Genomic DNA, 26,918 nt, shown 5'->3' with positions numbered 1-26,918 from the left:
TTGCTCGCGCCGCTCGGCAGGCGCCTCTCGACCGTGTTTCGTCATGGCCGCCCTCGTCGTCCCCGTAGGGGGTTTATCGGCTCAGTGCCGCATCGCGATTCATCCGGGAAGGTGGTCCGTCGCACTGGCGATTCAGTGATGGCAGAGGCCTCGGTCACGTACGTCCGCTCATTCGGACGGGCGTGGATGCCCCGCCGGAGCGCCTCTTCAGTATCAGCGGAAGCGTCGTGGCGACTGAACCGAGCCCCGCCGTTGCGCGACCGGCGGTTCGGCGTTCCTGCGATGGTCGGCCTGATCATTCGCCGAGGTCCGCCGCATACCGTTCGGAGAGCGAGGCGACGCGTTCGGCGGGCCAGGGGCACCGGATGTCTCCTCGGGTAGCGGCGAAGAAGACTTCCAGGTGGACGTGCCAGGCGGCCAGCAGTTGGGGCCGTAGCCTAGCCAGTTTTTCCGGCAGGGTCTGGGTCAGCTCCACCCGCACGCCGAGGTCGGGATCGGCTTCGAAGGACCAGCGCACGGTGCCTGCCACCGCGTCGTCGTGCCGCCACTCGTACTCCAGCCACCGAGGCGGCTCGACACCGACGAGCTCACCCGCCTCGACGTGCGCGTTGGTCGCCCGGATCGGCGGCGGGCCGCCCACGGTCGGAGTCTGCTCCTCGGTGAGCAGCGACCACAGCCGGTCCCGCGGCTGCCACACCAGGTCGCGAGCGAAGCGCAGCGCATAGCCGTCGGCGACCTCGGCGCAGTCGCCCGTGTCCAGCCCGAATTCCGCTGTGTAGTACTCGATATCGGCGAGCCAGGTGGTGTCCGGTTCGGTGTGGCCACCGTCGAGCGCGGCCGTGAGTGCCGCCAGGCAGCGGTCCCAGCCGACCGCTGACCGCGCGGCGCCGAGCCGCGCGCCGGGCCCGCCGCCGAGGACATGGGTGAAGATCAGCAGCGTTGCGTCCCCATCGGCCACCAGCTCGAAGCGCAGCACGTCCCGGTTCCATCGGAACATGTAGACCTTGGGTGGGTCGAATTCGAGCACCTCGCCGTGGGACATGCTGTCGGCTGTCTCCGGTGCGTCGGCGAAGGTGAATCGCATCGCTGCGCCGAGCCGCGGTTCGGTCGTGACAGCGGCGGGGAACCAGGCGGACATCTGGCTCGGATCGCTGATCGCGCGCCACACTTCTTCCGGGGGATGGGCCAGCCTGCGTTCGAACCGCAGGGTGGGCGCGCCGTCGACGGTGCGCAGTCGTGCTCGGGGCTCGCTCATCGGTGTCCTTTCTCGTCGGGCATGGCGTCGAGATGACGTTCCAGGGCGTCGAGGCTGGTTTCAGGGCTGTGGCCACGACCGCAGTGCGATGTCCACGGTCCGGCGCAGGTGCGACGGTTTCGCGCCCGAGGCCGCTTGGACCGCGATCCCGTCGGAGACCGTCATGAGGTAGCGGGCGAGGTCGGCGGGTTTGCTGTCCTCGGGGAGGTCGCCGTCGGCGCGTGCTCGCTCCAAGCGCCGCCGCAGCGCGGCCTCGCCCGCGAGGCGCACCGCCACCGCGCTCTTGCGGCTGTGCTCGGCTTCCGGCCCGCAGGCTTGCGCGCTGCGCACCGATAGGCAGCCGGGGCTGTCGTGCCCGGTGGTCAGCTCGATCGCGCCGGCGAGGTACGCGGCCGCGACCGCGCGGGCGGTCGGGAGTTCGATGGCTTCGGTGAGGTAGCGCCCGGGTCCGTCGACATAGCGTTCGAGCGCTCGGTCGAACAGTTCCGCTTTGCTGCCGAAGGCGGCGTACAAGCTGGGACGGTTGATGCCCATCGCCGCGGTGAGATCCGACAACGCGGCGCCCTCGTAGCCGTACCGCCAGAACACCTCCAGCGCGCGGTCCAGCGCGCTGTCGATGTCGAAGCTCCGGGGCCTGCCTCCCGGCATGGGCACCTCCCACTGCTGTTTGCCTATCGGTACCTTAGGCCGCCGCGGTGCGCGCTCACAGGTCGCCGACCGGTCTGCGCACACCGGTTTCCGCGGCTTCGGCGATGGCGTCGACGAGGCGGCGCTGGCGCAGGCCCACGGTGAAGTCGGGCCGAGCGGTCCTGCCCTCGGCGATGGCGCTCGCGGTCTCGCGGTAGACGCCCGCGACGTGGGCGACGGGACCTGGGGGCAGTGTGGACGGCACCAGGCGGTAGCGCTCCGGGACCGGGAGTTCGCTGATCAACCCCTGATCGGTGCGCAGTTCGATGCGCCAGTCGGCCCAGTGCGGATACATCCCGGCCTGCACCGGGCTGATCGCAAGAGCCCCCTCCGTACCGCGAATGTGCAGCGCGAATCCGGACGGAGCGTCCGCGTTTCCGCCGTGCACGGTCACCGCGGCGACCGCGCCGCTCTTCAGGCGACCGGCCAGGACCAACTGCTCCGGCTGCCGATTCGGGACGGTCCGGCCGGTGCCGACGACGGTCAATTCGTCGTGCGGTGTGGCGACGACGGCGGACACTTCGGCGAGTTCACCGGCCAGGTGTTCGAGCACCGCGAGCACGTGCCCGGCCATGATCGTCAGCAGACCGGTGCCCTGGGCGGGATCGGTGGTCCAAGCCAATTCCGGCCGAATCGAACCGCCGCCGAACGGATCTCCGGCGGCGATGACGGTGACCGCGGAAACGGCGCCGATCCGGCCCGCCGCGAGCAGATCGCGGACGAAGTTCACCGACGGCGAGTGGTAGCCCTGCAAGACCACCGCGTGCACTACATCCGCCGCTGTCGCCGCCGCGGTCAGCTCGGCGCTCTCGGCCGCGCTCGCGCCCATCGGCCACTCGCAGACGACGTGCTTGCCCGCCGCGAGCGCCGCGCGCACCACCGCGGCGTGCCCCGGTGACTTCACTGTCGCCACAACCAGGTCCACCTCGGGATGCGCGGCCAACTCGGCCGCGTCGGTGAACGCGTGCGTGGCGCCGGTGGCCTCGGCCGCGGCGGCGGCCGAGGCGGGGTTGGTCGTCGCCACCGCCGCGACGCGGAACTCGGGCAGTGCGGCCAGCGCGGGCAGGTGGGTCGCGGCGGCCCAGCTTCCGGTGGGATTCGCGCCGACGACGCCGACACCGAGCGGGGTGGTGCTACCGGTCATGAGGACTCCTAGTTCTGTACCGTTTGGTAGTAAACTAGGCGCGCTACGGCCGCGCGGCAACCAATAATGTACCGATAGGTAAAAAATTTCGACGCCGACTGGAGAGTGCGCCCCTCCTGCTCCAGTGGTGATTGCTGAGAGATTGCGAATAAGTGTGCTAGACATTTGCGCTGGATCGGAACGGCGATGCTCCGGGGTGGTCTGGCGCGGGAATGCCCGCGGATCGGAAGATCACGTCCGGGCAGTGGCGTCACTCTGGCGAATCGGCGGTGACCGTGCTTGCGGCGGGGAGCGTCGGCCGGGCTCGATCCGATCGTGGCTGCCGAACGGCATGGCGGTGGTCGTTGCGGCCTCGCCCGCCGCGCGGCGGATGTCGCCGCTGGTGCGGCCCTCCGACGACGACGAGGAGGGCTTGCGTCGACCGCCTCGATGTGCTTTCCGCCAAGGCGGGTGCATCTCGTGGTGAAGCCCGCCAAACGCGCTCGCGGGAAGCCTTGCCCTCGGGGGCATACCTCCGGCACCCAAAAAGTCCTGCGGTAATACTCGAATGCTATTGAGCGCGACCGGGGTGCGCAGACCTGTTCGGCAGTGGCCGTGGCGGTCAGAGGTTTTCGGTGAACTGGGGCGTAATCAATTCATCTAGTACGTTCTCCGGGATAACGAGAAGCAGTTCTCGGGTGAGGCCGACGGCGAACGTCGGTTCCGAACCCGGCCGCTCGGCGACATCGGGCGGGTAGGTGGAGGTGTCCATGCTTGTTGACCGCGCCGTCGTCATCTGGCGGGGAGACAAGAGTCAGTCGACCCGAGGCCGCGCCCCTGTCGTCGCGGTCGCCGGTCGGCGAGCCGGGGGAGTTCGCGAGAAGAATGTGCCGAAAATGTCTACTGATCGATTCCGCAGAGTTCGAAACGTCCTGGGTTGTGCGGCGCTTGCCGCGGCTCTGGTAGCCGGGTGTAGTACCAACCGCGCCGAGGATTCGTCGAGCGAGCCGACCATCACCGAGGCCGCGGCACGCACCGACCAGAAGGGCCTGTCCATCATCGTGCCGGGCACCTTGGCAGCGAGCTATGCCGAGCTCGCCGCGGGCGTGCGCGGGAAGATGGGCATGGCCATCGTGCCGGTCGGCGGCGAGCAGCCGATCACCTTCGGCGAATGGACCAGCGGTCCGGCCTGGTCGACGATGAAGGTGCCGCTGACCGTCGCCGCGCTGCGGCGCAGTCCGAGCAGCTCGAACTACGCCGCGTCGGCCGCGATCACGCAATCCGACAACGCCGCCGCCGACGTGCTGTGGCAGTCGCTGGGCACGCCGCAGGAGGCGGCGCAGGCCGTGCAGGCGGTGCTGCGCGAAGGTGGGGACAGCAAGACCGTCGTGCCCGCCACCCGTGCCCGTGCCGAACACTCGGCCTTCGGTCAGGCGGAGTGGTCGCTGATCGACCAGGTGCGGTTCGCTTCACATTTGCCGTGTCTGCCCCAGACCGACCGCGTTACTTCGCTGATGGAACAGGTCATCGCCAGCCAGCGCTGGGGTCTCGGCGAGTTCGGCGGCGCCGAGTTCAAGGGCGGCTGGGGGCCGGACGTGTCGGGCAACTACCTGGTGCGGCAGTTCGGGATCATCAACGTCCCCTCGGGGCAGATCGCGATCGCGGTCGCGGTGCAGCCGGAGTCGGGATCGCTCAGCGACGGCATGAACGTTCTGGACAAACTGGCCACCGTCGTCTCCCAGCATCTCGGCGAGCTGGCCGGGGGTCATTGCGCGGCCGCGTGAGGTCATCTGTCCAGGTCAGTGTTACGCGACGTTCACGGGGGCGGGGCTGCCGAGATCGGACATGGGGGGCAAGATAGCGGCCATGCGCATCGGAGTTCTGACCGGAGGCGGAGACTGCCCAGGACTGAACGCGGTCATCCGCGCCGTCGTTCGCACCGCGAACGGCCGTTACGGAGACGCGATCGTCGGCTTCGAGGACGGTTGGCGCGGCCTATTGGAGGACCGAAAGATCCAGATCCGCAACGACGACCGCACCGACCGGATCCTCACCAAGGGCGGCACCATCCTCGGCACCGCCCGCACCAACCCCGACGTGCTGCGCGCGGGCCTCGGCCGGATCAAGCAGACCCTGGACGACAACGGCATCGAAGCCCTGATCCCGATCGGCGGCGAGGGCACGCTCACCGCCGCGAGCTGGTTGTCCGACGAAGGCGTACCGGTGGTCGGCGTCCCGAAGACCATCGACAACGACATCGATTGCACCGACGTCACTTTCGGCCACGACACCGCCTTGAACATCGCCACCGAGGCGATCGACCGGCTGCACACCACCGCCGAATCGCACCAGCGCGTCATGCTCATCGAGGTGATGGGCCGCCACGCGGGCTGGATCGCGGTCGGCGCCGGCATGGCGGCGGGCGCCCATCTGACGCTCGTGCCGGAGGTCCCCTTCGAGGTCGACGAGGTGTGCGCCATGATCAAGCGGCGTTTCCAGCGCGGTGACAAGCACTTCATCTGCGTCGTCGCCGAGGGATCGCACCCCGCGCCGGACTCCGGGTTCACCTTGCGCGAGGGCGGCATCGACGAGTTCGGCCACGAGCGGTTCACCGGCGTCGCCCAGCAGCTCGGCGTGGAGATCGAGCGGCGCATCGGCAAAGAGGTCCGCACCACCGTGCTCGGTCACGTGCAGCGCGGCGGCAGCCCCACGCCCTACGACCGGGTGCTGGCCACGCGCTTCGGCCTGCACGCCGCCGAGGCGGTGCACGCGGGCAAGTTCGGCCAGATGGTCGCGTTGCACGGCACCACCATCGACCTGGTCCCGCTGTCGGAGGCCACCAAGCAGCTCAAGCGGGTGCCTTCGGAGCGCTACCGCGAGGCGGAGGCGTTCTTCGGTTAAGGGCGTCGCATATGGCAGATGAACTCAGCGGTGAGCTGTGGTTACCGCCGCTGTCGGGGATCCATACCGTCGAACTGAAGCGACGGCTTGCCCGGCTACCCCGCGCCGGTAGCAGCGCTGAGGAACGTGATCAGGTGGACGCGATGTTCGGCCGAGATCGGCTCGATGAGGGCCTCGAGGCGTGGTGATCGTCTCCGGGGCGACCGCGCCGGTCGCTTCGACGCGGATGTGCATATGTCCGGATACGCTGGCCGGTATGGCCGAACTCCCTGTGCACGATCTGCCGGATACCGCCGTCGACGTCCTGCGCCGCCGAGCGCGCGCGGCCGGGTTGCCGCTGTCGCGGTACATCGGGCGCGAGCTGGTCGCGCTGGCCGGTCGACGCACGGCGGACGACGCGGTCGTCGAGTTCTTGGAGTCCGAAGGACGCGACCTGGCCCCGCAAATAGATGATGACGCGGTGGCTCTGGTACGGCGGTACGACCTTTCGATCGAGGCGCTCGACGTTCTGGGTCGCCGCGCTCGCTCCGCGGGTGTTCCGCTGGGGGAGTATGCGCGTCGCGAACTGGTGCGGCTGGCGCGGCGCAGCACCGTCGAGGACGCGTTGCTGGAGTTCCGCGAGGTGCAGGAACGGGATCCGAGTCCGCGACTCGACATGGCGGAGATCGCCGCGGCCGTGCGGTACGCGCGCGGCGAATAGGCCGGGGCCGGCCCGCGTCGTCGGTACTGTGAGTCGCATGCGCAGTGGGCGACTGATCGCGTTGGCACTGTTGGTGATCACGGCAGTGGCGGCCGGGTGCTCGGAGTCGAATCCGCCCGAGCCGACCACGGGTGACTGGCACGGCGCCGTCGAGGTCCCCGGCCAGCCGGTGCAGGTCGGCGTGAGTTTCCACGACGACGGCACGGCCACCGTCGACATCCCGGCGCAGGGCATGAGCGGCGTGCAACTCAAAGACGTCAGCACCGACCGCAACGGCGTGTCTTTCGCGGTCCCCGACGTCCCTGGCGATCCGGTGTTCCACGGCAAGTACGAGTCCGGAACCGACCGGATCACCGGAGATCTCACCCAGGCGGGGCAGAAATTCCCGCTGGCGCTGAGCCGGGGCAAGGTCGTACCGCCGGCCCATCCGCAGGAACCGAAGCCACCGTTCCCGTACAAGACCGAGGATGTCACCTACGGCAACGGCGGCATCACTATCGCGGGCACGTTGACCGAACCGCAGGGCCCTGGCCCGTTCCCGGCCATCCTCATGATCACCGGAAGCGGCGCCCAGAACCGCGACGAGGAACTGATGGGGCACAAGCCGTTCCTGCTGCTGGCCGACACCTTCACCCGCGCGGGCTACGCCGTGCTGCGCACCGACGACCGAGGCGTCGGTGGCACCGGCGGCAAGCTGGACGACGCGAACTACACCGACCTGGCCGAGGACGCCGCCGCGGGCGTCCGCTTCTTGCGGGCCCGCTCCGAGATCGACCCGGCGCGGGTCGGGCTCTTCGGCCACAGCGAGGGCGGCTACCTCGCGCCGCTGGTCGCCGCGCGCCCCGACAGCGGCGTCGCGTTCGCCGTCCTGATGGCCGGACCCGGCGTCCCTGGCTCGGACGTGCTCGTCGAACAGACCCGCTTGCTCGCCACCGCGAACGGAACACCTCCCGACCAGGTGGAGACCCAGGTCCGCGACATGGCCGAACTGTCCGCCCTGCTGAAGGCGGGCGACCTCGACGGAGCGAGACAACTGGCCGTTCGGCAGAACCAGGCCCTGCCCGCCGACCAGCGCGTGCCCGACGATCAGGCGGCCGCGCAGATCACGCCGTATCTGGCCGCCCTGGTCGCCTACGATCCGGCGCCCGCGCTCTCCGCCCTGCGGATTCCGGTGTTCGCGTTCTTCGGCGGCAAGGATCTCCAGGTGCCCCCGGCGCAGAGCGAGCAGCCGATGCGCGACCACCTCGCCGCCGATCCCGATGCGACCGTTCACGTCTTCCCGGGTCTCAACCACCTGATGCAGCACACCGAGACCGGCCTTCCCCGCGAGTACGGCGCCATCGAAACGACCATTTCTCCCGAGGTGCTCGACTACGTCACCGGCTGGCTGCGGCAGCGGGTCCCGGTGAAGTAACACCGCGCCGCGGGACGCGAGAGCCGCTGCGCTGCGACGGGAGCGCTTACCTAAACTGATGGCCATGAGCGCACCCACGGTCGACCTGATGGATTACTCGGATGTCATCGCCCGGTTCGAGCCGGTGCTCGGCATGGAGGTCCACGTCGAGCTGAACACCGCGACGAAGATGTTCTGCGGTTGCCCGACCGAGTTCGGCGCCGAGCCGAACACCCAGGTGTGCCCCGTGTGCCTCGGCTTGCCCGGTTCGCTCCCGGTGGTCAACCAGAAGGCCGTCGAATCGGCCATCCGGATCGGGCTGGCGCTGAACTGCTCGATCACGCCGTGGGGCCGGTTCGCGCGGAAGAACTACTTCTACCCCGATCAGCCGAAGAACTACCAGATCAGCCAGTACGACGAGCCGATCGCCACGAACGGGCACCTGGACGTGGTGCTCGACGACGGCAGCATCTTCCGTGTCGACATCGAGCGCGCGCACATGGAGGAGGACACCGGCAAGTCGGTGCACATCGGCGGTGCGACCGGCCGCATCCACGGCGCGAGCCACTCCCTGCTCGATTACAACCGGGCGGGGGTGCCGCTGATCGAGATCGTCACCAAGCCGATCACCGGCGCGGGGGAGCGCGCCCCCGAGGTGGCGCGGGCGTACGTGACAGCGCTGCGGGATCTGCTGAAGTCGCTCGGGGTGTCCGACGTGAAGATGGAGCAGGGTTCGCTGCGCTGCGACGCGAACGTCTCCCTGATGCCCATCGGCGCAACGGAATTCGGCACCCGCACGGAGACCAAGAACGTCAACTCGCTGCGCAGCGTCGAGGTCGCGGTGCGCTTCGAGATGCGCAGGCAGGCCGCTGTGCTCGCGGGCGGCGGCACGATAGTCCAGGAGACCAGGCACTTCCACGAGGCCGACGGCACCACTTCGCCCGGTCGCCGCAAGGAGACCGCCGAGGACTACCGCTACTTCCCCGAGCCGGACCTCGAGCCCGTCGCGCCCGCGGCGGAGTGGGTCGAGCAGTTGCGCGGCACGATCCCCGAGTACCCCTGGCTGCGCCGCGCGCGCATCCAGTCCGACTGGGGCCTGTCCGACGAGGTGATGCGCGACCTGGTCAACGCGGGCGCGCTGGACCTGATCATCGCCACCGTCGACGCGGGCGCACCGGCCAACGAGGCGCGCTCCTGGTGGGTCGCCTACCTCACCGAGAAGGCCAAGGAGCGCGAGGTCGCGCTGGAGGAGCTGCCGATCAGCCCGGCCCAGGTCGCCGAGGTGATCAAGCTGGTCGACGCGAAGACGATCAACAACAAGGTGGCCAAGCAGGTCGTCGACCACGTGCTGGCAGGCGAGGGCGACCCGGCGCAGATCGTCGAGGCCAAGGGCCTCGGCATGGTCAGCGACGACAGCGCCTTGCAGTCGGAGGTGGAGAAGGCCCTGGCCGCGAATCCCGACATCGCCGACAAGATCCGCTCCGGCAAGGTGCAGGCCGCGGGCAAGATCGTCGGCGACGTCATGAAGGCGACCCGCGGTCAGGCCGACGCGGCGCGCGTCCGCGAACTGGTCCTGGCTGCCTGCAGCTAGGTTCGGCGGTCGACCCCGACCGCGCTGTATGACGTGGTCGGGGTCGGTGGCGTGGTGTAGCGCGCGTTCGGCAGGTAGAGCCGCTCCTCGTACGCCGCGACGGTGGTCGGTACGTCGAAGCGCGGGTCCGTGACGCGTCCTACGACCGATCCTGTAATGCCCGCGTGGTCGAGCGCGACCACCGCGATCGTGTTGGACCGGTTCTGCACGACCAGAAGTGTGTCGCCGCGCAGCAGCAGTCCGTCCCCGTTGGGCAGCGTCTCGGCGCCGAGGTCGATCCGCCGCGTCGTGCCCGTCGCCGGGTCGACGCGGAACAACCGGCCGGTCACCGACTGCATGATGATCAAGCCGGTGCCGTCGGGTGTGCGCACGATCCCGTTGGCGTTGATCGCTCCGGGCTCGTAGCGGATGTCGCCGGTCAACGGGCGTCGCACCACCGCCGTGGGTGAGGGCAGAGCGTCCTGGTCACCGACGGGCAGATGGTAGAGCACGGGCGTGCGCGAGTCGGTGAACCACGCGCCCGTGGGCGTGAGCACGACATCGTTGACGAACGTGTCCGGCGAGATGCCGAGGGGGTAGCTCGCCAATACCGCGCCCGTGCCGGTGTCCACGACGCGTGCGTCGCCTCCGGTGCCACCGGCGACGAACAGCCGACCGTGGTGGTCGACCTGGAGTCCGAGCGCGGGCGTCCCCGGCCCCTGGCTCAGGATCTCGCCTCGCCCGGTCACCAGGTCGGCGCGGTAGATGGAGCCGTCGACTCGCGAACCGAAGTAGGCCACCGGCCGTGAACCGATGGCGATGCCTTCCGGCTGGAACCCGGCGGGCAGGTCGATCCCGGCGGCGAGGACCGGAGGGTATGCCGCCGTCCGGTCCCCGGGCGCCGACGCCGCGACGCCGAGACAGCCGAGCGCGGCCGAGATCGCCAGGACTCGCTTCATCTCATTGCTCCTCTGTTTCGGTGGTCGCGGGGCCTGCGGCATCGGGCCGAGACGTTCAGGGAGTGCCGAGCGTTTCGACGTCTCCGTAACCGACCGTGAAATGACCATTCCCGCAGGGATTTTCGAGCTCGTCCAGGACGGCTACGGCAAGGTCTTCCGCCGAGATCCGGGACGTGCCGTCAGCGCTGGTGATGAGCGTCGTGGTGCCCCGCCGGTACTTCCCGGTGCGTTGTCCGGGTTCGAGGAGGGCGGGTGGGCTGAGATAGACCGAGTCGGCCGGATGCGCCCGGCAGGTCTCCCATTGCGCGACGCTCGCGGCGGCGATGGTGCGGATCGACGCCGGTACGTATTCCGGACTGTCGAGTACCAGCTGCTCGGGGTGTCCCGGAACCCGTAGCGGCGCGGCGCCGCCGACGACGAGGATGCGCGTCCCGGTGGCCGCGGCCGCGTCGAGCAGGGCTGTTGTAGTCGTCGTGACGGTGTGTTCCTGCCCAGCGGCCGCACGGGTCGCGGCCACGATAGCGTCGGCGCCGTCGAACAATTCGCTCATAAGGACCCTGTCGTTCGCGTCGCCCTCGACAACGGTCACCATGGGCGGCAGGGCGATCCGCGGCCCTGTCCGGAAGACGGCGACGATCTCGTGGCCGCGGCCGGCGGCCTCGTCGACGACGCACGAGCCGACCATGCCTGCGGCTCCGACAACGGCGATCTTCATTTCGATATCCCTTCGGGTGCTGCGAGAGGAGCGGAGAAGCGGGTGGGCGCGGGAAGCTGTCCCGCGACGATCGCGGCGAGCGCGAGCCCGAACCCCGCGAGTTGGACCGGGCCTAGTGTCTGGCCGAGCAGAACGGCGCCGAGAACCGCCGCGACCAGCGGCGAGAGCAGAACCAGAACCGCGACGGAGGTGACGGGCAAGGAGCCGATGCCGCGGAACCACAGGACATACGCGAGCAGACCCCCGACCAGCCCCAGCCATAGGTATCCGAGAACGGCGGGCGGGTCGATCGCGGGAGGCGGCCCTTCGACGAAGAACGTGAGAGGCAGCAGGAACAGCCCACCGGCGGTGAGTTGCCAGCCCGCGAACGCCGTGGGACCGGCCTCGGCAGGCCGCCCCCACTTCTTCGTGAGGGTCAGGCCGAGCGCCATGGAAGCCGCGGCGGCAAGACCGGCGACAACCCCGATGAGGTCCAAGGCCGCGTCCGGCCCGATCACCACCAAGCCGACGCCGACAAGGCCTATCGCTCCCCAGACCAGGCGCCAAGCGGAGGGGCTTTCGCCCAAGATCACCACGGCCAAGACGGCCACGACGAGCGGCTGGGCCGCCGCCAAGGTCGCGGCCACGCCGCCCGGCAAGCGTTCGGCGGCGAGGAACAGCATCGGGAACAGCAGCCCGATGTTGAGCACACCCAGCACCGCGGCTTTGCCCCACCAGGCTCCGCGCGGCAGCGTCCGCGTGATCGCCAGCGCGATCAGACCCGCAGGCAAGGCCCGCAGGAGACCGGCGAACAGCGGGTGTCCCGGTGGGAGCAGCTCGGTGGTGACGACATAGGTGGTGCCCCATGACGCGGGAGCGAGCGCCGTCAGGACGGTGCGCGGCAGGGTTCCCAGTGGCGCAGTTCCGCCGAAAACCGCCTGTGTTGCTGGACTTTTCACCTTCGCAGTCTCGCGCGGAAGTGATCAATGAGTCCAACACATGTTTGTCAATTCATCAATCGTGTTCAAAGATCAATCCATGGAGCTCCAGCAGATGCGCTACGTCATCGCCGTGGCCGAGACGAACAGCTTCACCCGGGCCGCCGAACGATGCCTCGTCGTGCAGTCCGCCCTCAGCCATCAGATCGCACGTCTGGAACGGGAATTGGGCGCGCGACTCTTCGAGCGCACCAGCCGCCGGGTGCGCCTCACACCGGCCGGCGCGGCGTTCCTCCCCGCCGCCCGGCAGTGCCTCGACGCCGCCGAGCGCGCCGCCGCCGAGGTGGCCGCGGCGGTCGGCGAGGTGCGCGGGCGGCTCGCCGTCGGGCTGATCCCCACCGTCGCCGCGGTGGACATCCCGGAGGCGCTGCGCGATTTCCGCCGCCGCCACCCGCACGTGCGCATCAGCCTGCGCGTGGGTGCGAGCGAGGAGCTGGTGGAGAAGGTCGAGCAAGGAGCCATCGATGTCGCATTCCTCGGATTGCCGACGACGGCACGACCCCGAGGCGTGGTCGCGCACGAACTCGCCCGCGACCGGCACGTAGCCGTCGTCGCGCTGGACCATCCGCTCGCCGGAGAGCGGTCGATCGACCTGCGCACGCTGTCCGCCGAGGTCTTCGTGGATCTCCCGGCCGGGACCGCGGGACGTCTCCAGTCCGACCAAGCCTTCACTGCCGCCGGTCTGGACCGCGACGTCGCTTTCGAAGTGACCAGCGCGGACTACATCGCCCGACTCGTCCGCCCCGGCCTCGCCATCGCCATGCTCCCGTCCACTTACGTGCCCCAACTAGAGGGCGTGACCACCATCGAGGTCACCGACGCCCCCGCCCGAGTCGAATACGTCATCTGGAGCCGCAGCCGCACACCGGCGGCCACCGCGTTCCTCACCGTTCTCGGCATCGCCGCGCAGACCTCGGACGACTCCTGAAGAATCTCGCCTCATTTCGGCCCGAGCGCCGCACCGGGAGAGATGCTGTGGAGTGACATCCTGACCTTCTTCGCCCCCTGACCTGATCGGACTCTGCCGGATGTGTCGGTGTCGAGTGGCACGAGCGAAAACCTGGGTCCGTCCGTCGCTTCCGAGGGCGGTCGGCGCCGGTTCCGACAGCGAGATCGGCGCGCATGCCGTTGCGCGCTCGGCTCAGTTGGGGGCGGCTGTTCGTTCGTGCGGAAAGAGTGAGCGGCAGCCACCGCCCACTGGCCGAGGCAAAGCCTCAGATCGCACGGTTACCGCAGCGCGGGCCCAGCACATCTTGCCAAGGCGGAGCCTGAGGCCACGCGGTTACCGCCGTCCGCGCCCAGCGCACCTCGACCACGGGTTTCGAGCGAAGCGAGACCGAGCATGCGCCGTTCGCGGCCCGGCTCGCGTCCGAGCGGCCGCCGTGTCCGCGACGCAGTCGCCAGCGGCGGTCGCTCGGACGCGAGCCAAGAGGGGGCCGCGAACGGCGCCGCGACGAAGTCGCGGCCGACAACTCAGTCCGGTCCGCCGCCTCCGGCCTGGGGCGGCGGGATGCGGACGACGCGGTCGTCGAACGGTCCCGGCTGGCCGTCGGTCTTGTTCACCGTGGTCACCCAGATGGTTCCGTCGGCGCCGACCGCCGCGCCGCCGAGTTGCCCGTACTTGTCCTGCGCGGTCAGCGTCGGCGTCGCGGTGACCGCGTGGGTGGTGGGGTCGGCGGCGGCGATGGCGAGGGCCTTCGCGCGGGTCATCGAGATCGCGACACCGTCCGAGGCGGCGGCGCACCCGGCGACGCCGGGCCGATCCGGCCAGGTCCACATGGTGGTGACCACGCCATCGCCGCCGAGTCGCTGCAGCCGGTCCTCGGCGGCGGTGCGGTCGGTGATCCAGATGCTGTCCTTGCTGTCCCGGCACACGTCCCCGGCGGTCCCGATGCCCGAGACGGCGACTTCCGGCGTGAGTGTGCGGCCGGGCACCGGGGAGTTCACGCGCAGCAGCTTGCCCGCGAGGGAGCCGGCCGAGGCGGCCGCGCCGGGATTGCCCGCGTCGCCGGTCAGCACGAGCATCTGGTCGGACGAGGCGAATTCGATCGCGCCGTGATTTCCGCTGGAGCCCTTCGGGATTCCGGTGAGCACGTCCTTCGGTGAGCCGCCTTCGGCGATGCGGACCACCCGGTTGTCGCTGCCGGTGGTGATGTACGCGTACATCAGGCCGTCTTCGTTGTAGGTCGGGGACAGCGCGATGTCGCTGAGGCCGCCGTCGCCGGAGCCGTCCACGTCCAGGCGGGCGATCTCGACCGGCGGCTGGTCGGGCACCACCTTCAGGATCCGCCCGGTCCTGCGCTCGGCGACCAGCGCGCCGTCGGGAAGCGCGACCAAGCCGCCGGTGGTGTCCAGGCAGGTGGCCACCACCGCGGGGTCGGGATCGATGCACGGGCCGCTCGGCCGGGTGGTCGAGGTGGGCGGCTGGCTCGGTTTCTTCGGGTCGATGTTGGCTCCGTGCAGGGTCGGTTCCGGAGTGAACGGACTGGACGCCGAATCGTCGAACCGGGCGCAGCCGACCAGCAGGACGGAGCCGAGCGCCAAGCTCGCCGCGACGCGGCCCACGACAACCAAACTCATAGCCCAGACGTTACGGAAATTCCGTCGCCCGCGCCCTTCCGGGTGGGGGTGTCGCGCGCGCACTGACACGCCGCGCTGTACTTGCCCGCCCCGGTGCGGTGCGGCATAGGGTATTGGCCGTGACCGACAAGCCGAAAGACACGCCCGAATCCGAGGCCGGGAACGCCGCTCCTTCCACGGCCGAGCAGGCGGCGGTGTCGTCCACCGGTCGGGGAGTGACCAGCCCGTACGATTCGCCGACCGAGCAGTTCGAGCGGGTGGATCCGGCCCAGCGGCCGCAGCTGTCCAAGGACGTCCCGCGCACCGAGGAAGAACTCGGGCTCGAGCCCGAGGTTCCCACCACCGGCGCGAACAGAACCGCTGCGGGCGCGACAGCGGCGCCCACCTACGACTACGCCAGCATCCCACCCGCCCCGGCCCCGCCGAGCGACACCGCGCGTCTACGTCGCCGCAACGGCGAGGTCCGCCGCGGCACGCTCGATCTCGGATTGTTGCTGCTCCGCTTGGTCGTCGGCGCCACTTTCCTCTACCACGGCCTGCAGAAGCTGACCGGCTGGTTCCACGGCCCCGGCCTGGACGGCACCCGCGACATGATGGAGCGCGGCGGCTGGGACCACCCGAGCGTGTCCGCCCTCCTGGTGACAGCGGGCGAGGTCGGCGGCGGTGCGCTGCTGATCCTCGGCCTGCTGACTCCGCTGGCGGCCGGTGCGGTGCTCGCGGTCATCCTGGACGCCTGGGCCTGGAAGCAGGGCATGGCCCCCGGGTTCCAGTACAAAGCCGGTCCGGGAGCGGTGGAATACGAGAGCGTCCTCGCGGGCGTCTCGGCCGTCATCATCCTGACCGGCCCCGGTCGCCTGTCCTTCGACCGCAACCGTGGCTGGGCCATCCGCCCCGCCTCCGGCTCCTTCGTCATCCTGCTTCTCGCTGTGGCGGCCGCGGTCGGCGCGTACTGGTACCTGCACGGCGGCAACCCACTGACGGGCATCGGCCCCTTCGACTGATCAGGACGAACAAGAGGCCCTTCATCCCGTAACGGGATGAAGGGCCTCCGTCGTTCGCCACCTGAGGCTGCCCCTGACAACTGATTTCGCATGGACATGGGTAACTCGCCGGGTACGCCCAAAAACCGTGACCCACCTGACGCAGGACCTGAGACCAGGTCCTGTCGCACCGAACTCGTACGGCCTCGAGACCCCGAGAGGCGGGGGAGCCTAAGGCACGTGGCGGACAGCGCCCTTGTCGGCTGAGGTCGCCATCGCGGCGTACGCCCGCAGCGCGGTCGTCACCGGACGATCGCGGTTGACCGGTTGCCAGGGCCGTTCGGAGGCTTCCATCTTCGCGCGGCGCTCGGCGAGCGCCGCATCGTCGACGAGGACCTCGAGCGTGCGGGTGGTCACGTCGATGCGGATCTGGTCGCCGTTCTCGATCAGGCCGATGACACCGCCGCTGGCCGCCTCGGGGGAGATGTGCCCGATCGACAGGCCCGAAGTGCCGCCGGAGAAGCGGCCGTCGGTGATCAGCGCGCACTCCTTGCCGAGGCCGGAGCCTTTCAGGAAGGCGGTCGGGTGCAGCATCTCCTGCATGCCGGGGCCGCCCGCTGGCCCTTCATAGCGGACCACGATCACGTCGCCCGGCTTGATCTTCTTGCCGAGGATGACCGACACGGCCTCCTCCTGCGAGTCCACCACCACCGCGGGGCCCTGGAAGGAGAACAACTCCTCGTCGATGCCCGCGGTCTTGAGCACCGCGCCGTCGGGCGCGATGTTGCCGCGCAGCACGACCAGGCCGCCTTCCTTGGTGTAGGCGTGCTCGAGGTCGCGGATGCAGCCGCCCTCGGCGTCGGTGTCCAGCGACGACCAGCGGTTGTCGGTGGAGAACGGCTCGGTGGTGCGCACCCCGCCCGGGGCGGCGTGGAAGAGTTCGATGGCTTCCTGAGAGGCCTTGCCCGAGCGGATGTCCCAGGTGTCGAGCCATTCGTCGAGGCTCGCGGTGTGCACCGTGGTGACGTCGGTCTCCAGCAGGCCCGCCCGGCGCAGCTCGCCGAGGATCGCGGGGATGCCGCCTGCGCGGTGCACGTCCTCCATGTGGTAGTCGGAGTTGGGCGACACCTTCGACAGCGTGGGCACCCGGCGGCTGATCTCCTCGATGGTGTGCAGATCGAAGTCGACCTCGCCTTCCCGCGCGGCGGCGAGCGTGTGCAGCACGGTGTTGGTCGAACCGCCCATCGCCACGTCCAGCGCCATCGCGTTGCGGAACGCCTTGGCGTCGGCGACGTTGCGCGGCAGCACGGACGCGTCGTCCTCGCGGTACCAGCGGTTGGCGATGTCCACCACCACGGTGCCCGCCCGCTCGAACAGCGCCCGGCGCGCGGCGTGCGTCGCGAGGGTGGAGCCGTTGCCGGGCAGCGCCAGACCCAGTGCCTCGGTGAGGCAGTTCATCGAGTTCGCGGTGAACATGCCGGAGCAGGAACCGCAGGTCGGGCACGCGGAGCGCTCGACCTCGGACAGACCCTCCTCCGACACCGCCTGATTCGCGCTCGCGGAGATCGCGGTGATCAGGTCGGTCGGCGCCTGCGCGACCCCGCCGACGACGACGGCCTTGCCCGCTTCCATCGGCCCGCCGGAGACGAACACCGCCGGAATGTTCAGCCGCATGGCCGCATTGAGCATGCCCGGGGTGATCTTGTCGCAGTTGGAGATGCAGACCAGCGCGTCGGCGGTGTGCGCGTTGACCATGTACTCGACGGAGTCGGCGATGATCTCGCGCGAGGGCAGCGAGTAGAGCATGCCGCCGTGACCCATGGCGATGCCGTCGTCGACGGCGATGGTGTGGAATTCGCGCGGCACGCCACCGGCGGCGCGCACCGCGTCGGCCACGATCTCGCCGACGTTCTTCAGATGCACATGGCCGGGGACGAACTGGGTGTAGGAGTTCGCGATGGCGACGATCGGCTTGCCGAAGTCGGTGTCGGTCATGCCGGTGGCGCGCCAGAGTGCGCGTGCGCCTGCGGCATTGCGGCCGATGGTCGTGGTTCGTGAACGAAGCGGTGGCATTTCGATGGTCCTCGGGTCGCGGGGGCTGACGTGCGACGGCGCAGAGCGTGCTCGGCGGAGCACCACGTTACTCCCGGTGGGCGTGCCCACCTGCTGGGTGGTGTGGCGTCTCATCGCGGTCGGCCGGGTCGGGTGTGTCGCCGGTGCGTGGTGTCGCGGGCGACGACGGTGACGCCGGAGGTACCGGAACGTCGGGGTGGGGACGAGGAGGATCAGTGCTCCGGGGAAATCATCCCATCACTCGACCGCAACCTCCCAACGGCGGCGAATGTTCCGCTTCGGCGCGATGGGGCTCGAGCCGGGCAACTGGAGCGTCGGTCGGTGTGACCGAACTCGCTACGTCGCGCTGTCGCGTCGCGTGCCTTCTTCGGCGTTCTCGCCGGACTTCGCCAAGCCATTGGTCGCCGGATCGCCCTCGGTATTCGAGGTCCCGCTACTCGCGTCCGAGGGTTCGGCGGGGGACTCTCCCGTCGCGGGTTCCCTCGGCTCCGCGAACGGGTCCGGAATCCGTCCGCCGGAGAAGGCGGCCAGATCGCGCAGCCGGTCATAACTCACCGCGGGCAACTTCACTTCGCTGCCGTCGGTCAGGTCGGCGCGCACGTATCCACGCTTCGGGATTCGCACACCCTTCACCTGTGCCCAGTCGAGGTGGCGGGAGCCGAACAGCGTCCGCAAATCCAGCCCCGCGTCCGAGACGCCGGTCTGCGTCCGCAGCACCCAAGCCAGCACCGCGACGGGGATCAGCAGCAGCCACCACAGTCCGGCGGGCCAGCCGACGAAGGGGAAGAACACGCACATCAGCAGGATGAATACGCCCAGGAACGCCAGCCGTGGGATGCGGATCACATGGGCGTCCGAGGCGCCACCCGTATCCGTCGTCCCCGCGGGTGTGTGGGACGATTCAGACGGTGGCACGGACTGATGCGGTGATGACACACCACCATCCTCGCATCCTGATGAACGGACACAAGCAACCGCACTCTCCCACATAATGGGACACACGGGGTCATCTGTTTGACTCTTCGGTTCACACCCGCTTAACGTCGTGCGCGTGAATCGAAACGAGTTGCTCGTAATCGGCCGGCGCGTCCAGCGTTGAGCCTGACACACTGAGTCGAATACGTCAGCTCGCGTTGCGACGCGCCACCCTCGATCAGCCCTGCGCTGTCGGGGGCTTTTTTATGTTCGGACTAATGTCCGGCATGGCGAAGCGCAAGACACCGCTGACACAACATCCGGGGTCGGAACCACAACCAGTAAGGAACGAAGACGGTGAGCGCACCTACCGCACGGCCCGGGCCTTCGGCCCGTAGGCCAGCGCCTTCGGCGAATCAGCAGGCCACGCCCGCTGCCAACGCGACGTCCGCGGCCAACCGCCGCCAGCTCCCGCCCGAGCGGGTCACCGGCGCGCAGTCGGTCATCCGGTCGCTCGAGGAGCTCGGCGTCGACACCGTATTCGGCATTCCGGGCGGCGCGATCCTTCCCGTCTACGACCCGCTTTTCGATTCCACCAAGGTGCGCCATGTGCTCGTCCGCCACGAGCAGGGCGCGGGCCACGCCGCCACCGGTTACGCCCAGGCGACCGGCAAGGTCGGTGTGTGTATGGCCACATCCGGCCCCGGCGCGACGAACCTGGTCACCCCGATCGCCGACGCGCAGATGGACTCCGTCCCGATCGTCGCCATCACCGGCCAGGTCGGCCGCGGCCTGATCGGCACCGACGCGTTCCAGGAAGCCGATATCTCCGGCATCACCATGCCGATCACCAAGCACAACTTCCTGATCACCGAGGGCGTCGACATCCCGCGCATCATCGCGGAAGCGTTCTACCTCGCCGCCTCGGGCCGTCCCGGCGCCGTGCTGGTCGACATCCCGAAGGACGTGCTGCAGGCGCAGACCACCTTCACCTGGCCGCCGGAGATGCGGCTGCCCGGCTACCGTCCGGTCACCAAGCCGCACGGCAAGCAGGTGCGCGAGGCCGCGCGGATGATCATGGAAGCCAAGGCTCCCGTGCTCTACGTCGGCGGCGGCGTGATCAAGGCCGACGCCTCTGCCGAGCTGCTGCAACTGGCCGAGCTCACCGGCATCCCCGTGGTCACCACGCTGATGGCGCGCGGCGCGTTCCCCGACAGCCACCGCCTGAACATGGGCATGCCCGGCATGCACGGCACCGTGGGCGCGGTCGCCGCGTTGCAGCGGTCGGATCTGCTGATCACCCTGGGCGCGCGGTTCGACGACCGCGTCACCGGTCAGCTGGACTCCTTCGCGCCCGGCGCCAAGGTCATCCACGCCGACATCGACCCGGCCGAGATCGGCAAGAACCGCCACGCCGACGTCCCGATCGTGGGCGACTGCCGCGAGGTGATCGTCGAGCTCATCGAGACACTGAAGGCCGACCCTTCGGCGGGCGACGCGCTGCCGCTGGCGCTGACCGACTGGTGGACCTACCTCGACGGCGTGCGCGACGCCTACCCGCTGGGCTGGACCCCGCCCGCGGACGGTTCGCTGTCGCCGGAGTTCGTCATCGAGGCGCTCGGCCGCCTGGCCGGACCCGACGCGATCTACTGCGCGGGCGTCGGCCAGCACCAGATGTGGGCTGCCCAGTTCATCAAGTACGAGAAGCCGCGCACCTGGCTGAACTCCGGTGGCCTGGGCACCATGGGCTACGCCGTCCCGGCGGCCATGGGCGCCAAGATGGGCGCGCCGGACAAAGAGGTGTGGGCGGTCGACGGTGACGGCTGCTTCCAGATGACCAACCAGGAGCTGGCCACCTGCGCCGTCGAGGGCGTCCCGATCAAGGTCGCGCTGATCAACAACGGCAACCTCGGCATGGTGCGCCAGTGGCAGACGCTGTTCTACCAGGAGCGTTACTCCAACACCGACCTGGGCACGCACACCCTGCGCATCCCCGACTTCGTGAAGCTCGCCGAAGCCCTCGGCTGCCACGGCATCCGGGTGGAGCGCGAGGAGGACGTGGAGGCCGCGATCCGCGAGGCGCAGTCCATCAACGACCGTCCCGTGGTGATCGACTTCATCGTCGGCAAGGACGCCCAGGTGTGGCCGATGGTCGCCGCGGGCACCAGCAACGACGAGATCATGGCCGCTCGCGGCATCCGCCCGCTGTTCGACGACGACGAGCAGGCCTCCGAGCCCGCGGTCATCCACACGGCGATGTCGCACGAACAGAACAAGGTGAACAACGGATGAGTACCACGCATACCCTCAGCGTTCTCGTCGAGGACAAACCGGGCGTGCTGGCACGGGTCGCGGCGCTGTTCTCCCGCCGCGGCTTCAACATCGAGTCGCTGGCGGTCGGTGGCACCGAGCTCCCCGAGATCTCGCGCATGACCATCGTCGTCACCGTCGAAGACCTGCCGCTGGAGCAGGTCACCAAGCAGCTCAACAAGCTGGTGAACGTCATCAAGATCGTGGAGCAGGATTCCGACAGCTCGGTGGCCCGCGAACTGATCCTGGTGAAGGTGCGCGCCGACGCCAGCGTGCGGACCCAGGTGATCGAGGCCGTGGGGCTGTTCCGCGCGAAGGTCATCGACGTGTCGCCGGACGCGCTCACCGTCGAGGCGACCGGAACCCGGTCCAAGCTCGACGCGCTGCTGCGGATGCTCGAACCGTACGGCATCCGGGAGATCGTGCAGTCCGGTGTCGTCGCGGTGGGGCGTGGACCGAAGTCCATCACCGCCACCCGATGAGCTGACGAGCGGCATACCGATGGGGCCGACCGCACAGCGGCGGCCACACGCTAGTCTTTCTGCGATCGACGGTTGGCGTGCCGCCTCCCCGCTCACGCGGGAATGATCCCCTCCCGCGGCTGCGGGGGTGATCCGATCCAGAACAACGTAAATCCGCACCGGCGCAAGCCGGTGTGCCCCGCCTCGCGCGGGGATGATCCCGGAAGGAACCACAGTGGCAGTCGAGATGTTCTACGACGACGATGCCGACCTGTCGATCATCCAGGGCCGCAAGGTCGCTGTCATCGGCTACGGCAGCCAGGGTCACGCGCACTCGCTGAGCCTGCGCGACTCGGGCGTCGAGGTCCGCGTCGGTCTGGCCGAGGGTTCGAAGTCGCGTCCGAAGGCCGAGGAGGCGGGCCTGACCGTCGGCACGCCCGCCGAGGTCTCGGAGTGGGCGGACGTCATCATGGTGCTCGCGCCCGACACCGCGCAGGCGTCGATCTTCACCAACGACATCGAGCCGAACCTGAAGGACGGCGACGCGCTGTTCTTCGGCCACGGCCTCAACATCCACTTCGGCCTGATCAAGCCGCCCGCCAACGTCACCATCGGCATGGTCGCCCCGAAGGGCCCGGGCCACCTGGTGCGTCGTCAGTTCGTCGACGGCAAGGGCGTTCCCGCGCTGATCGCGATCGACCAGGACCCGAAGGGCGAGGGCCAGGCGCTGGCGCTGTCCTACGCCAAGGGCATCGGCGGCACCCGCGCGGGCGTCATCAAGACCACCTTCAAGGAAGAGACCGAGACCGACCTGTTCGGTGAGCAGGCCGTGCTGTGCGGCGGCACCGAGGAACTGGTGAAGACCGGTTTCGAGGTCATGGTCGAGGCCGGTTACGCGCCGGAGATGGCCTACTTCGAGGTGCTGCACGAGCTGAAGCTGATCGTCGACCTGATGTACGAGGGCGGCATCGCGCGGATGAACTACTCGGTCTCCGACACCGCCGAGTTCGGCGGCTACCTGTCGGGCCCGCGGGTCATCGACGCCGACACCAAGAAGCGCATGCAGGACATCCTCAAGGACATCCAGGACGGCAGCTTCGTCAAGCGTCTGGTCGCCAACGTCGAGGGCGGCAACAAAGAGCTCGAGGCGCTGCGCAAGAAGAACGCCGAGCACCCGATCGAGGTCACCGGCGCCAAGCTGCGCGGCCTGATGAGCTGGGTCGATCGCCCGATCACCGAGACCGCCTGATAGCCAGGCCGATTCGCGCGGTGGCCCGCTCCGGAGTTCCGGAGCGGGCCACCGGCGTCTTTCGCGGAGTTTCTAACTGCTGCCGAACGAGCCTGTGCCCGGGAAACCCTGACCCCAGCCGCCGCCTTGGCCCCAGCCCCCGCCCTGGCCCCAGCCCTGGTTCCAGCCTCCGCCCCAGCCTTGGTTCCAGCCTCCGTCGCCCCAGCCCTGGTTCCAGCCTCCGCCGCCCCATCCACCACCCTGGCCCCAGCCAGGACCGCGGCCATAAGGTGGTGCGCCGTAGTGCGGTTTGTCGACCAAGACGTTGTTGTTGCAACTCCAGTCCTGGAACGGGCCGAAGGCGCACTGGTTGTAAGCCGGAGTGACCCCGGGTGTGCTCGGGGTGGCGGAGGCGGGCATCGCCAGCGCGGTCAACGGAATCGCGGCGATCGCACCGGCGACGGCCACGCGAAAGATACGGCGTGCGCTGATTGACGAGAACAACGTAAATCCTTTCGGTCTGCGGCGAGCGTCTCCGCCCGCCATCCCCCGTTGCGGGGTCCGCCCACGGCCCACCCCCGCAGACAGATCTTGGATCTACGGTCACTGCTTCGCGGTCGCGCTTACCGACGGCACAGCGACTGCATAGCTACACTCTTGCGCACTCGCCGCCGAAGGTCACGGGTGTTCTCTCCCCTGCGGGGCAAATCGAACCGCGGTATTAGGGAGTTCCCCTATCGCCGCACCCTGGATCAACCGAACAGCGGCAGCACCGTGTCCACTATGTCCGCAGGCGACGGCAGTGACGTGAACGCGCTCGCTGGGCTCAGGTGGCGTTGCAGCGCGCGCTGATGCGCCGCGCCCACCAGCAGCAGCGCTGCCGCGCGCAGATTTACGGCGCTCGAGGCGGAGAGCTGCGCGGCCGCGAGCCGCGCTTGCATCGCGTCCACCGCGCGGTGCGGACCGATGTCCGTCTCCTGGGCGCGGTCGAGGTACCGCGCGCGCAGTTCGGCGTCGGATTGGATCGCGGCGGCGACGGGGATCGTGGCGACGAAGAAATCTTCCAGCGCTTCCATCAAGGCGACGAGATCGGCGCGCAGGTCTCGGTGCGCGTCGATGTCGCCGAGGACGTCCTTGACCGGTCGCAGATGCCGTTGGACCACCGCCTGCAACAGCCCGGTCCGGTCGCGGAAGTGATAGAAGATGCTCGACTCGGCGACCCCGGCGCGGTCGGCGACCCCTTTCGTGGACAGCCGCGCCACACCCTCCTCGGCGAGGATTCGCTCCGCGGCGGCGATCACCGCGTCGCGGACGCCCGTCGAGGGACGCCCACGGCGGCGGCCTTCGACCCGGCCGGATGCCGTCACGAATCCTCCGATCTTTCGTTCGTCACCCCTTGCAGTATGCCCGACGCGGTCGTATTTTCTGAGTAGATACTCAGTAAATCTCTCGGAGGTGACCGATATGTCCACCCAGGCTTCGGCGCGACCGTCCCAATCGCGTATCCAGCGCACCGGGGACGCCGTCGTCAGGTCGTTGCTCCGGTCTCCGCTGCATCGGTTGCTCAGCGGCAGGTTGCTGCTGGTCACGGTGCTCGGGCGGAAATCGGGGTGCGAGTACACCAATCCGGTCGGATATGCCGACCATGACGGAGCGCTGCTCGTCGGCACGACGGCCGGATGGCGGCGCAATCTCCGCGACGGTGAAGCCGTGCGTGTTCGGCTGCGCGGCAGCGAGATCCAGGCCAGGGCCGAAGTGATCGCCGACGAGGCCCGGCTCGCCGCGCTCGCTCCGGTCGTGGTGTCGGCGAATCCGATCCACGGGCGCTACGCGGGTATCGAGCTGGAGCCGGACGGGACGGTCGATCGCGACGATCTGCGGCGAGCCATGGCGAACGGGTATGTGATCGTTCGTCTGAGCCCGGTCTGAGGCGGGCCGGGTCGTTGCCCGGGTCCGTTTAGCGCCGTGCGGATCGCTCTCCCGCCGCCGCGCGGTAAGGCATCCGTTGTAGCGACCGTCTGGTTACTCGCTCGTACGGCGGCTGGGGCCTAGGGTTCTTCCGGACAACGAGGTCGGAGAAATGTACACCCGGAGATTCCCTGTCCGAACGGATTCCGCACCGTGGCCCACTCGACAAAGCTCGACCGCACCGTGACCGTCCCGACCTCGGCCGGCCGCCGACCCGAGGCGATCCACCGATTTCTCGTGAAGCCCGACGACGCGGGCATCGTCGGATCGGTCGACGGCGGCAAACTCCTGGAATGGATCGACAAGGTCGCCTACGCGGCGGCGGCCCAGTGGAGCGGTCGCTACTGCGTCACCGCCTACGTCGGCAATATCCATCTCGACCGGCCGATCGCGATCGGTGAGCTGGTCGAATTGCATGCGAATCTGGTCCACACCGGGCGCACCAGCATGCACATCCTGGTCACCGTCTATTCGACCGATCCCACCAGGGTGCAGCCGGTGCAGTCGGCGCAATGCCTGACGATCTTCGTCGCCGTGGACGACGACCGGCGCACCGTGGAAGTGCCGCAATGGAATCCCGCCACGCTGCTGGAATTGCAGCGGCACCGCCAGGCGCGAGCCCGGGTCTCGGTGCGCAAGCTGATCGAGGAGGCGATGGCCGCGCAGCGCTACACGTCGGCGGGCACCGCGCCGAGCGCCACACTGCGGTTCCTGGCCGCGCCGTCGGACATCAACTGGGGCGGCAAGGTGCACGGCGGCCGCACGATGCGGTGGATCGATGAAGCGGCCTACGTCTGCGGTGCGGACTGGGCCGGGCAGCGGGTCATCACTTCGTACTTCGGCGGCATCCGTTTCTACCGGCCGATCGTCATCGGCCATGTCGTCGAGGTCACCGCGCGGCTGATCCACACCGGCCCGCGCAGCATGCACGTCAGCGTGCACGTGACCTCCACCGACGCCCACTCCGACGAGCCCGCGCTCGCCGCGCACGGTCTCGCCGTGGTCGTCGCGCTTGACGGCGAGGGCAAAGCACGGCCGGTGCCGCAGTGGGAGCCGGTCTCCGAGGAGGATCGCGCGCTGGACGCGCACGCCAGGCACCTCATCGAACTGCGCTCGCTGGTCGAGCCGTTCACTGTGGCGAGCGCCGTGCCGTCCGACGCCGAGCCGAGCCATTTCCGCATACCTGCGCCGAGCTGAGGCCCAAGCGCCCGGTCTAGACTAGTTACCGATGAGTAAGTTCTTCGCGTCGGTGGACGAGGTGACCGGGCGTCTCACCGAGGCCGGGTACCTCCCGTCCCTCGATATCGCCACCGCCGTGTTCCTCGCGGGCCACCTCGGCAAGCCCCTGCTGATCGAGGGCCCGGCGGGCGTCGGCAAGACCGAGCTGGCCAAGGCCGTCGCCGCGGCGACCACGTCCGACCTGGTGCGGCTGCAGTGTTACGAAGGTATCGACGAGGCCCGCGCCCTCTACGAGTGGAACCACGCCAAGCAGCTGCTGCGCATCACCGCCTCGGACGACGAAGGCTGGGACAGCACCCGCGACCATGTCTTCACCGAAGAGTTCCTCCTCGCGCGCCCGCTACTGGCCGCCATCCGTAACCAGCGCTCCACGGTGCTGCCCATCGATGAACTCGACAAAGCCGATGTGGAGTTGGAAGGCCTGCTGCTCGAGGTGCTCGGCGACTACCAGGTGAGCATCCCCGAACTCGGCACCGTCACCGCGGTGCGCAAGCCGTTCGTGTTCGTGACCTCCAATGCCAACCGCGAGCTGTCCGAAGCGCTCAAGCGGCGCTGCCTGTACCTGCACATCGATTACCCGACGGCGGAATTGGAGCGGGCGATCGTGCGGATGAAGGTTCCGGAGCTGGACGAGGCGCTGGGAGAGCCGGTGGTCCGCGTGGTCGGTGCGTTGCGCCAGCTCTCGTTGCGCAAAGCGCCGTCGATCGCCGAAACCGTCGATTGGGCGAAGACGCTGGTCGCTCTGGGTGCGCGCAATCTATCCGGTGGTGTCGTCCGCTCGACGCTCGGTGTGCTGTTGAAATATCAATCCGACCACCGCGTGGCGATCGAGCGGCTCGGACTCGATCTGGATGCCGAGCAAGGTGGGCGGTGAGGTGGGGTTC

At 69.1% G+C, this 26,918-nt stretch carries 26 protein-coding genes; 14 read left to right on the top strand and 12 right to left on the bottom strand.

Annotation, left to right across the window (positions count from 1 at the left end; genetic code table 11):
* Positions 1-295: 295 nt before the first annotated feature.
* From AB0L97_RS14675 to AB0L97_RS14660, 4 genes are all read right to left on the bottom strand, one after another.
* Positions 296-1,255 (bottom strand): SRPBCC family protein, encoded by a 960-nt coding sequence (locus tag AB0L97_RS14675; protein WP_364429261.1) that lies wholly within the window; start codon positions 1,253-1,255, stop codon positions 296-298.
* A 60-nt stretch (positions 1,256-1,315) separates the two neighbouring features.
* Complete coding sequence (locus AB0L97_RS14670; RefSeq protein WP_364429258.1) at positions 1,316-1,903, bottom strand: TetR/AcrR family transcriptional regulator; 588 nt, start codon at positions 1,901-1,903, stop codon at positions 1,316-1,318.
* Positions 1,904-1,958: 55 nt separating this feature from the next.
* Entirely contained in the window at positions 1,959-3,086 is a 1,128-nt protein-coding gene (locus AB0L97_RS14665) for a Gfo/Idh/MocA family oxidoreductase (RefSeq protein WP_364429255.1), read from the bottom strand.
* 601 nt (positions 3,087-3,687) lie between these two features.
* Positions 3,688-3,837: a hypothetical protein gene (locus tag AB0L97_RS14660; RefSeq protein WP_355078819.1), complete on the bottom strand. Its 150-nt coding sequence runs from the start codon at positions 3,835-3,837 to the stop codon at positions 3,688-3,690.
* Between the two features lie 124 nt (positions 3,838-3,961).
* Here AB0L97_RS14660 and AB0L97_RS14655 point away from each other — a divergent pair, with 124 nt between their 5' ends.
* The 6 genes from AB0L97_RS14655 (at position 3,962) to gatB (ending at position 9,650) form a co-directional block, all read left to right on the top strand.
* On the top strand, positions 3,962-4,849 hold the full coding sequence (locus tag AB0L97_RS14655; protein ID WP_355078820.1) for a hypothetical protein: 888 nt from the start codon (positions 3,962-3,964) through the stop codon (positions 4,847-4,849).
* Between the two features lie 82 nt (positions 4,850-4,931).
* On the top strand, positions 4,932-5,966 hold the full coding sequence (locus AB0L97_RS14650) for an ATP-dependent 6-phosphofructokinase (RefSeq protein WP_355078821.1): 1,035 nt from the start codon (positions 4,932-4,934) through the stop codon (positions 5,964-5,966).
* Positions 5,967-5,977: 11 nt separating this feature from the next.
* Entirely contained in the window at positions 5,978-6,154 is a 177-nt protein-coding gene (locus AB0L97_RS14645; RefSeq protein ID WP_355078822.1) for a hypothetical protein, read from the top strand.
* A 68-nt stretch (positions 6,155-6,222) separates the two neighbouring features.
* Positions 6,223-6,666, top strand: coding sequence for a hypothetical protein (locus AB0L97_RS14640; protein ID WP_355078823.1), 444 nt, complete (start codon positions 6,223-6,225; stop codon positions 6,664-6,666).
* 37 nt (positions 6,667-6,703) lie between these two features.
* Positions 6,704-8,080, top strand: a complete 1,377-nt coding sequence (locus AB0L97_RS14635) for an alpha/beta fold hydrolase (protein WP_364429249.1) — start codon at positions 6,704-6,706, stop codon at positions 8,078-8,080.
* Positions 8,081-8,144: 64 nt separating this feature from the next.
* A complete protein-coding gene (gene gatB / locus AB0L97_RS14630) occupies positions 8,145-9,650 on the top strand; it encodes an Asp-tRNA(Asn)/Glu-tRNA(Gln) amidotransferase subunit GatB (RefSeq protein ID WP_355078825.1) in 1,506 nt (501 codons plus the stop codon).
* Here gatB and AB0L97_RS14625 read toward each other — a convergent pair.
* From AB0L97_RS14625 to AB0L97_RS14615, 3 genes are read right to left on the bottom strand one after another with little or no spacing between them, the layout of a single operon-like run.
* Positions 9,647-10,588, bottom strand: coding sequence for a superoxide dismutase (locus AB0L97_RS14625; protein ID WP_364429245.1), 942 nt, complete (start codon positions 10,586-10,588; stop codon positions 9,647-9,649). The genes gatB and AB0L97_RS14625 overlap by 4 nt on opposite strands.
* Positions 10,589-10,643: 55 nt before the next feature.
* Positions 10,644-11,303: an NAD(P)H-binding protein gene (locus AB0L97_RS14620; protein ID WP_364429242.1), complete on the bottom strand. Its 660-nt coding sequence runs from the start codon at positions 11,301-11,303 to the stop codon at positions 10,644-10,646.
* Positions 11,300-12,172, bottom strand: coding sequence for an EamA family transporter (locus tag AB0L97_RS14615; RefSeq protein WP_364429607.1), 873 nt, complete (start codon positions 12,170-12,172; stop codon positions 11,300-11,302). The genes AB0L97_RS14620 and AB0L97_RS14615 overlap by 4 nt, the downstream gene beginning before the upstream one ends.
* Before the next feature lie 148 nt (positions 12,173-12,320).
* On the opposite strand from AB0L97_RS14615, the gene AB0L97_RS14610 reads away from it, so the two are divergent.
* Complete coding sequence (locus AB0L97_RS14610) at positions 12,321-13,208, top strand: LysR substrate-binding domain-containing protein (RefSeq protein WP_364429239.1); 888 nt, start codon at positions 12,321-12,323, stop codon at positions 13,206-13,208.
* A 545-nt stretch (positions 13,209-13,753) separates the two neighbouring features.
* Here the strand turns inward: AB0L97_RS14610 and AB0L97_RS14605 are convergent.
* Positions 13,754-14,860 carry a PQQ-dependent sugar dehydrogenase gene (locus tag AB0L97_RS14605; protein WP_356961177.1) on the bottom strand — a complete coding sequence of 369 codons (1,107 nt, stop codon included), beginning with the start codon at positions 14,858-14,860 and terminating at the stop codon, positions 13,754-13,756.
* Between the two features lie 119 nt (positions 14,861-14,979).
* On the opposite strand from AB0L97_RS14605, the gene AB0L97_RS14600 reads away from it, so the two are divergent.
* Positions 14,980-15,861 carry a DoxX family protein gene (locus tag AB0L97_RS14600; RefSeq protein WP_355080636.1) on the top strand — a complete coding sequence of 294 codons (882 nt, stop codon included), beginning with the start codon at positions 14,980-14,982 and terminating at the stop codon, positions 15,859-15,861.
* 210 nt (positions 15,862-16,071) lie between these two features.
* On the opposite strand, the gene ilvD is transcribed toward AB0L97_RS14600, so the two are convergent.
* Positions 16,072-17,913, bottom strand: a complete 1,842-nt coding sequence (gene ilvD / locus AB0L97_RS14595) for a dihydroxy-acid dehydratase (protein ID WP_364429234.1) — start codon at positions 17,911-17,913, stop codon at positions 16,072-16,074.
* A 336-nt stretch (positions 17,914-18,249) separates the two neighbouring features.
* Positions 18,250-18,759 (bottom strand): PH domain-containing protein, encoded by a 510-nt coding sequence (locus AB0L97_RS14590; protein WP_355080632.1) that lies wholly within the window; start codon positions 18,757-18,759, stop codon positions 18,250-18,252.
* Between the two features lie 426 nt (positions 18,760-19,185).
* Here AB0L97_RS14590 and AB0L97_RS14585 point away from each other — a divergent pair, with 426 nt between their 5' ends.
* The 3 genes from AB0L97_RS14585 (at position 19,186) to ilvC (ending at position 22,848) form a co-directional block, all read left to right on the top strand.
* A complete protein-coding gene (locus tag AB0L97_RS14585) occupies positions 19,186-21,120 on the top strand; it encodes an acetolactate synthase large subunit (protein WP_364429231.1) in 1,935 nt (644 codons plus the stop codon).
* Positions 21,117-21,620 carry an acetolactate synthase small subunit gene (gene ilvN / locus AB0L97_RS14580; RefSeq protein WP_039799659.1) on the top strand — a complete coding sequence of 168 codons (504 nt, stop codon included), beginning with the start codon at positions 21,117-21,119 and terminating at the stop codon, positions 21,618-21,620. The genes AB0L97_RS14585 and ilvN overlap by 4 nt, the downstream gene beginning before the upstream one ends.
* A 226-nt stretch (positions 21,621-21,846) precedes the next feature.
* Positions 21,847-22,848: a ketol-acid reductoisomerase gene (gene ilvC / locus AB0L97_RS14575; protein ID WP_174372187.1), complete on the top strand. Its 1,002-nt coding sequence runs from the start codon at positions 21,847-21,849 to the stop codon at positions 22,846-22,848.
* Between the two features lie 72 nt (positions 22,849-22,920).
* On the opposite strand, the gene AB0L97_RS14570 is transcribed toward ilvC, so the two are convergent.
* Positions 22,921-23,331, bottom strand: a complete 411-nt coding sequence (locus AB0L97_RS14570; protein ID WP_364429228.1) for a hypothetical protein — start codon at positions 23,329-23,331, stop codon at positions 22,921-22,923.
* Positions 23,332-23,579: 248 nt separating this feature from the next.
* Positions 23,580-24,194: a helix-turn-helix domain-containing protein gene (locus AB0L97_RS14565; protein ID WP_364429225.1), complete on the bottom strand. Its 615-nt coding sequence runs from the start codon at positions 24,192-24,194 to the stop codon at positions 23,580-23,582.
* A gap of 97 nt (positions 24,195-24,291) precedes the next feature.
* Between AB0L97_RS14565 and AB0L97_RS14560 the strand changes: the two genes are divergently transcribed.
* From AB0L97_RS14560 to AB0L97_RS14550, 3 genes are all read left to right on the top strand, one after another.
* The gene (locus AB0L97_RS14560) at positions 24,292-24,756 is read left to right on the top strand and encodes a nitroreductase family deazaflavin-dependent oxidoreductase (protein ID WP_364429222.1); all 465 of its coding nucleotides are present in this window, start codon (positions 24,292-24,294) and stop codon (positions 24,754-24,756) included.
* A 192-nt stretch (positions 24,757-24,948) separates the two neighbouring features.
* Positions 24,949-25,992, top strand: coding sequence for an acyl-CoA thioesterase (locus AB0L97_RS14555; RefSeq protein WP_364429219.1), 1,044 nt, complete (start codon positions 24,949-24,951; stop codon positions 25,990-25,992).
* Between the two features lie 31 nt (positions 25,993-26,023).
* Positions 26,024-26,908 carry a MoxR family ATPase gene (locus AB0L97_RS14550; protein ID WP_364429216.1) on the top strand — a complete coding sequence of 295 codons (885 nt, stop codon included), beginning with the start codon at positions 26,024-26,026 and terminating at the stop codon, positions 26,906-26,908.
* Positions 26,909-26,918 lie beyond the last annotated feature (10 nt).

The sequence above is a fragment of the Nocardia sp. NPDC051911 genome, from assembly GCF_040681035.1.
In the GTDB taxonomy this organism is placed as follows: Bacteria; Actinomycetota; Actinomycetes; order Mycobacteriales; family Mycobacteriaceae; genus Nocardia; species Nocardia sichangensis.
The sequence above is the reverse complement of the archived record's forward strand: the minus strand, read 5'-3'. Positions and strand labels throughout refer to the sequence as shown.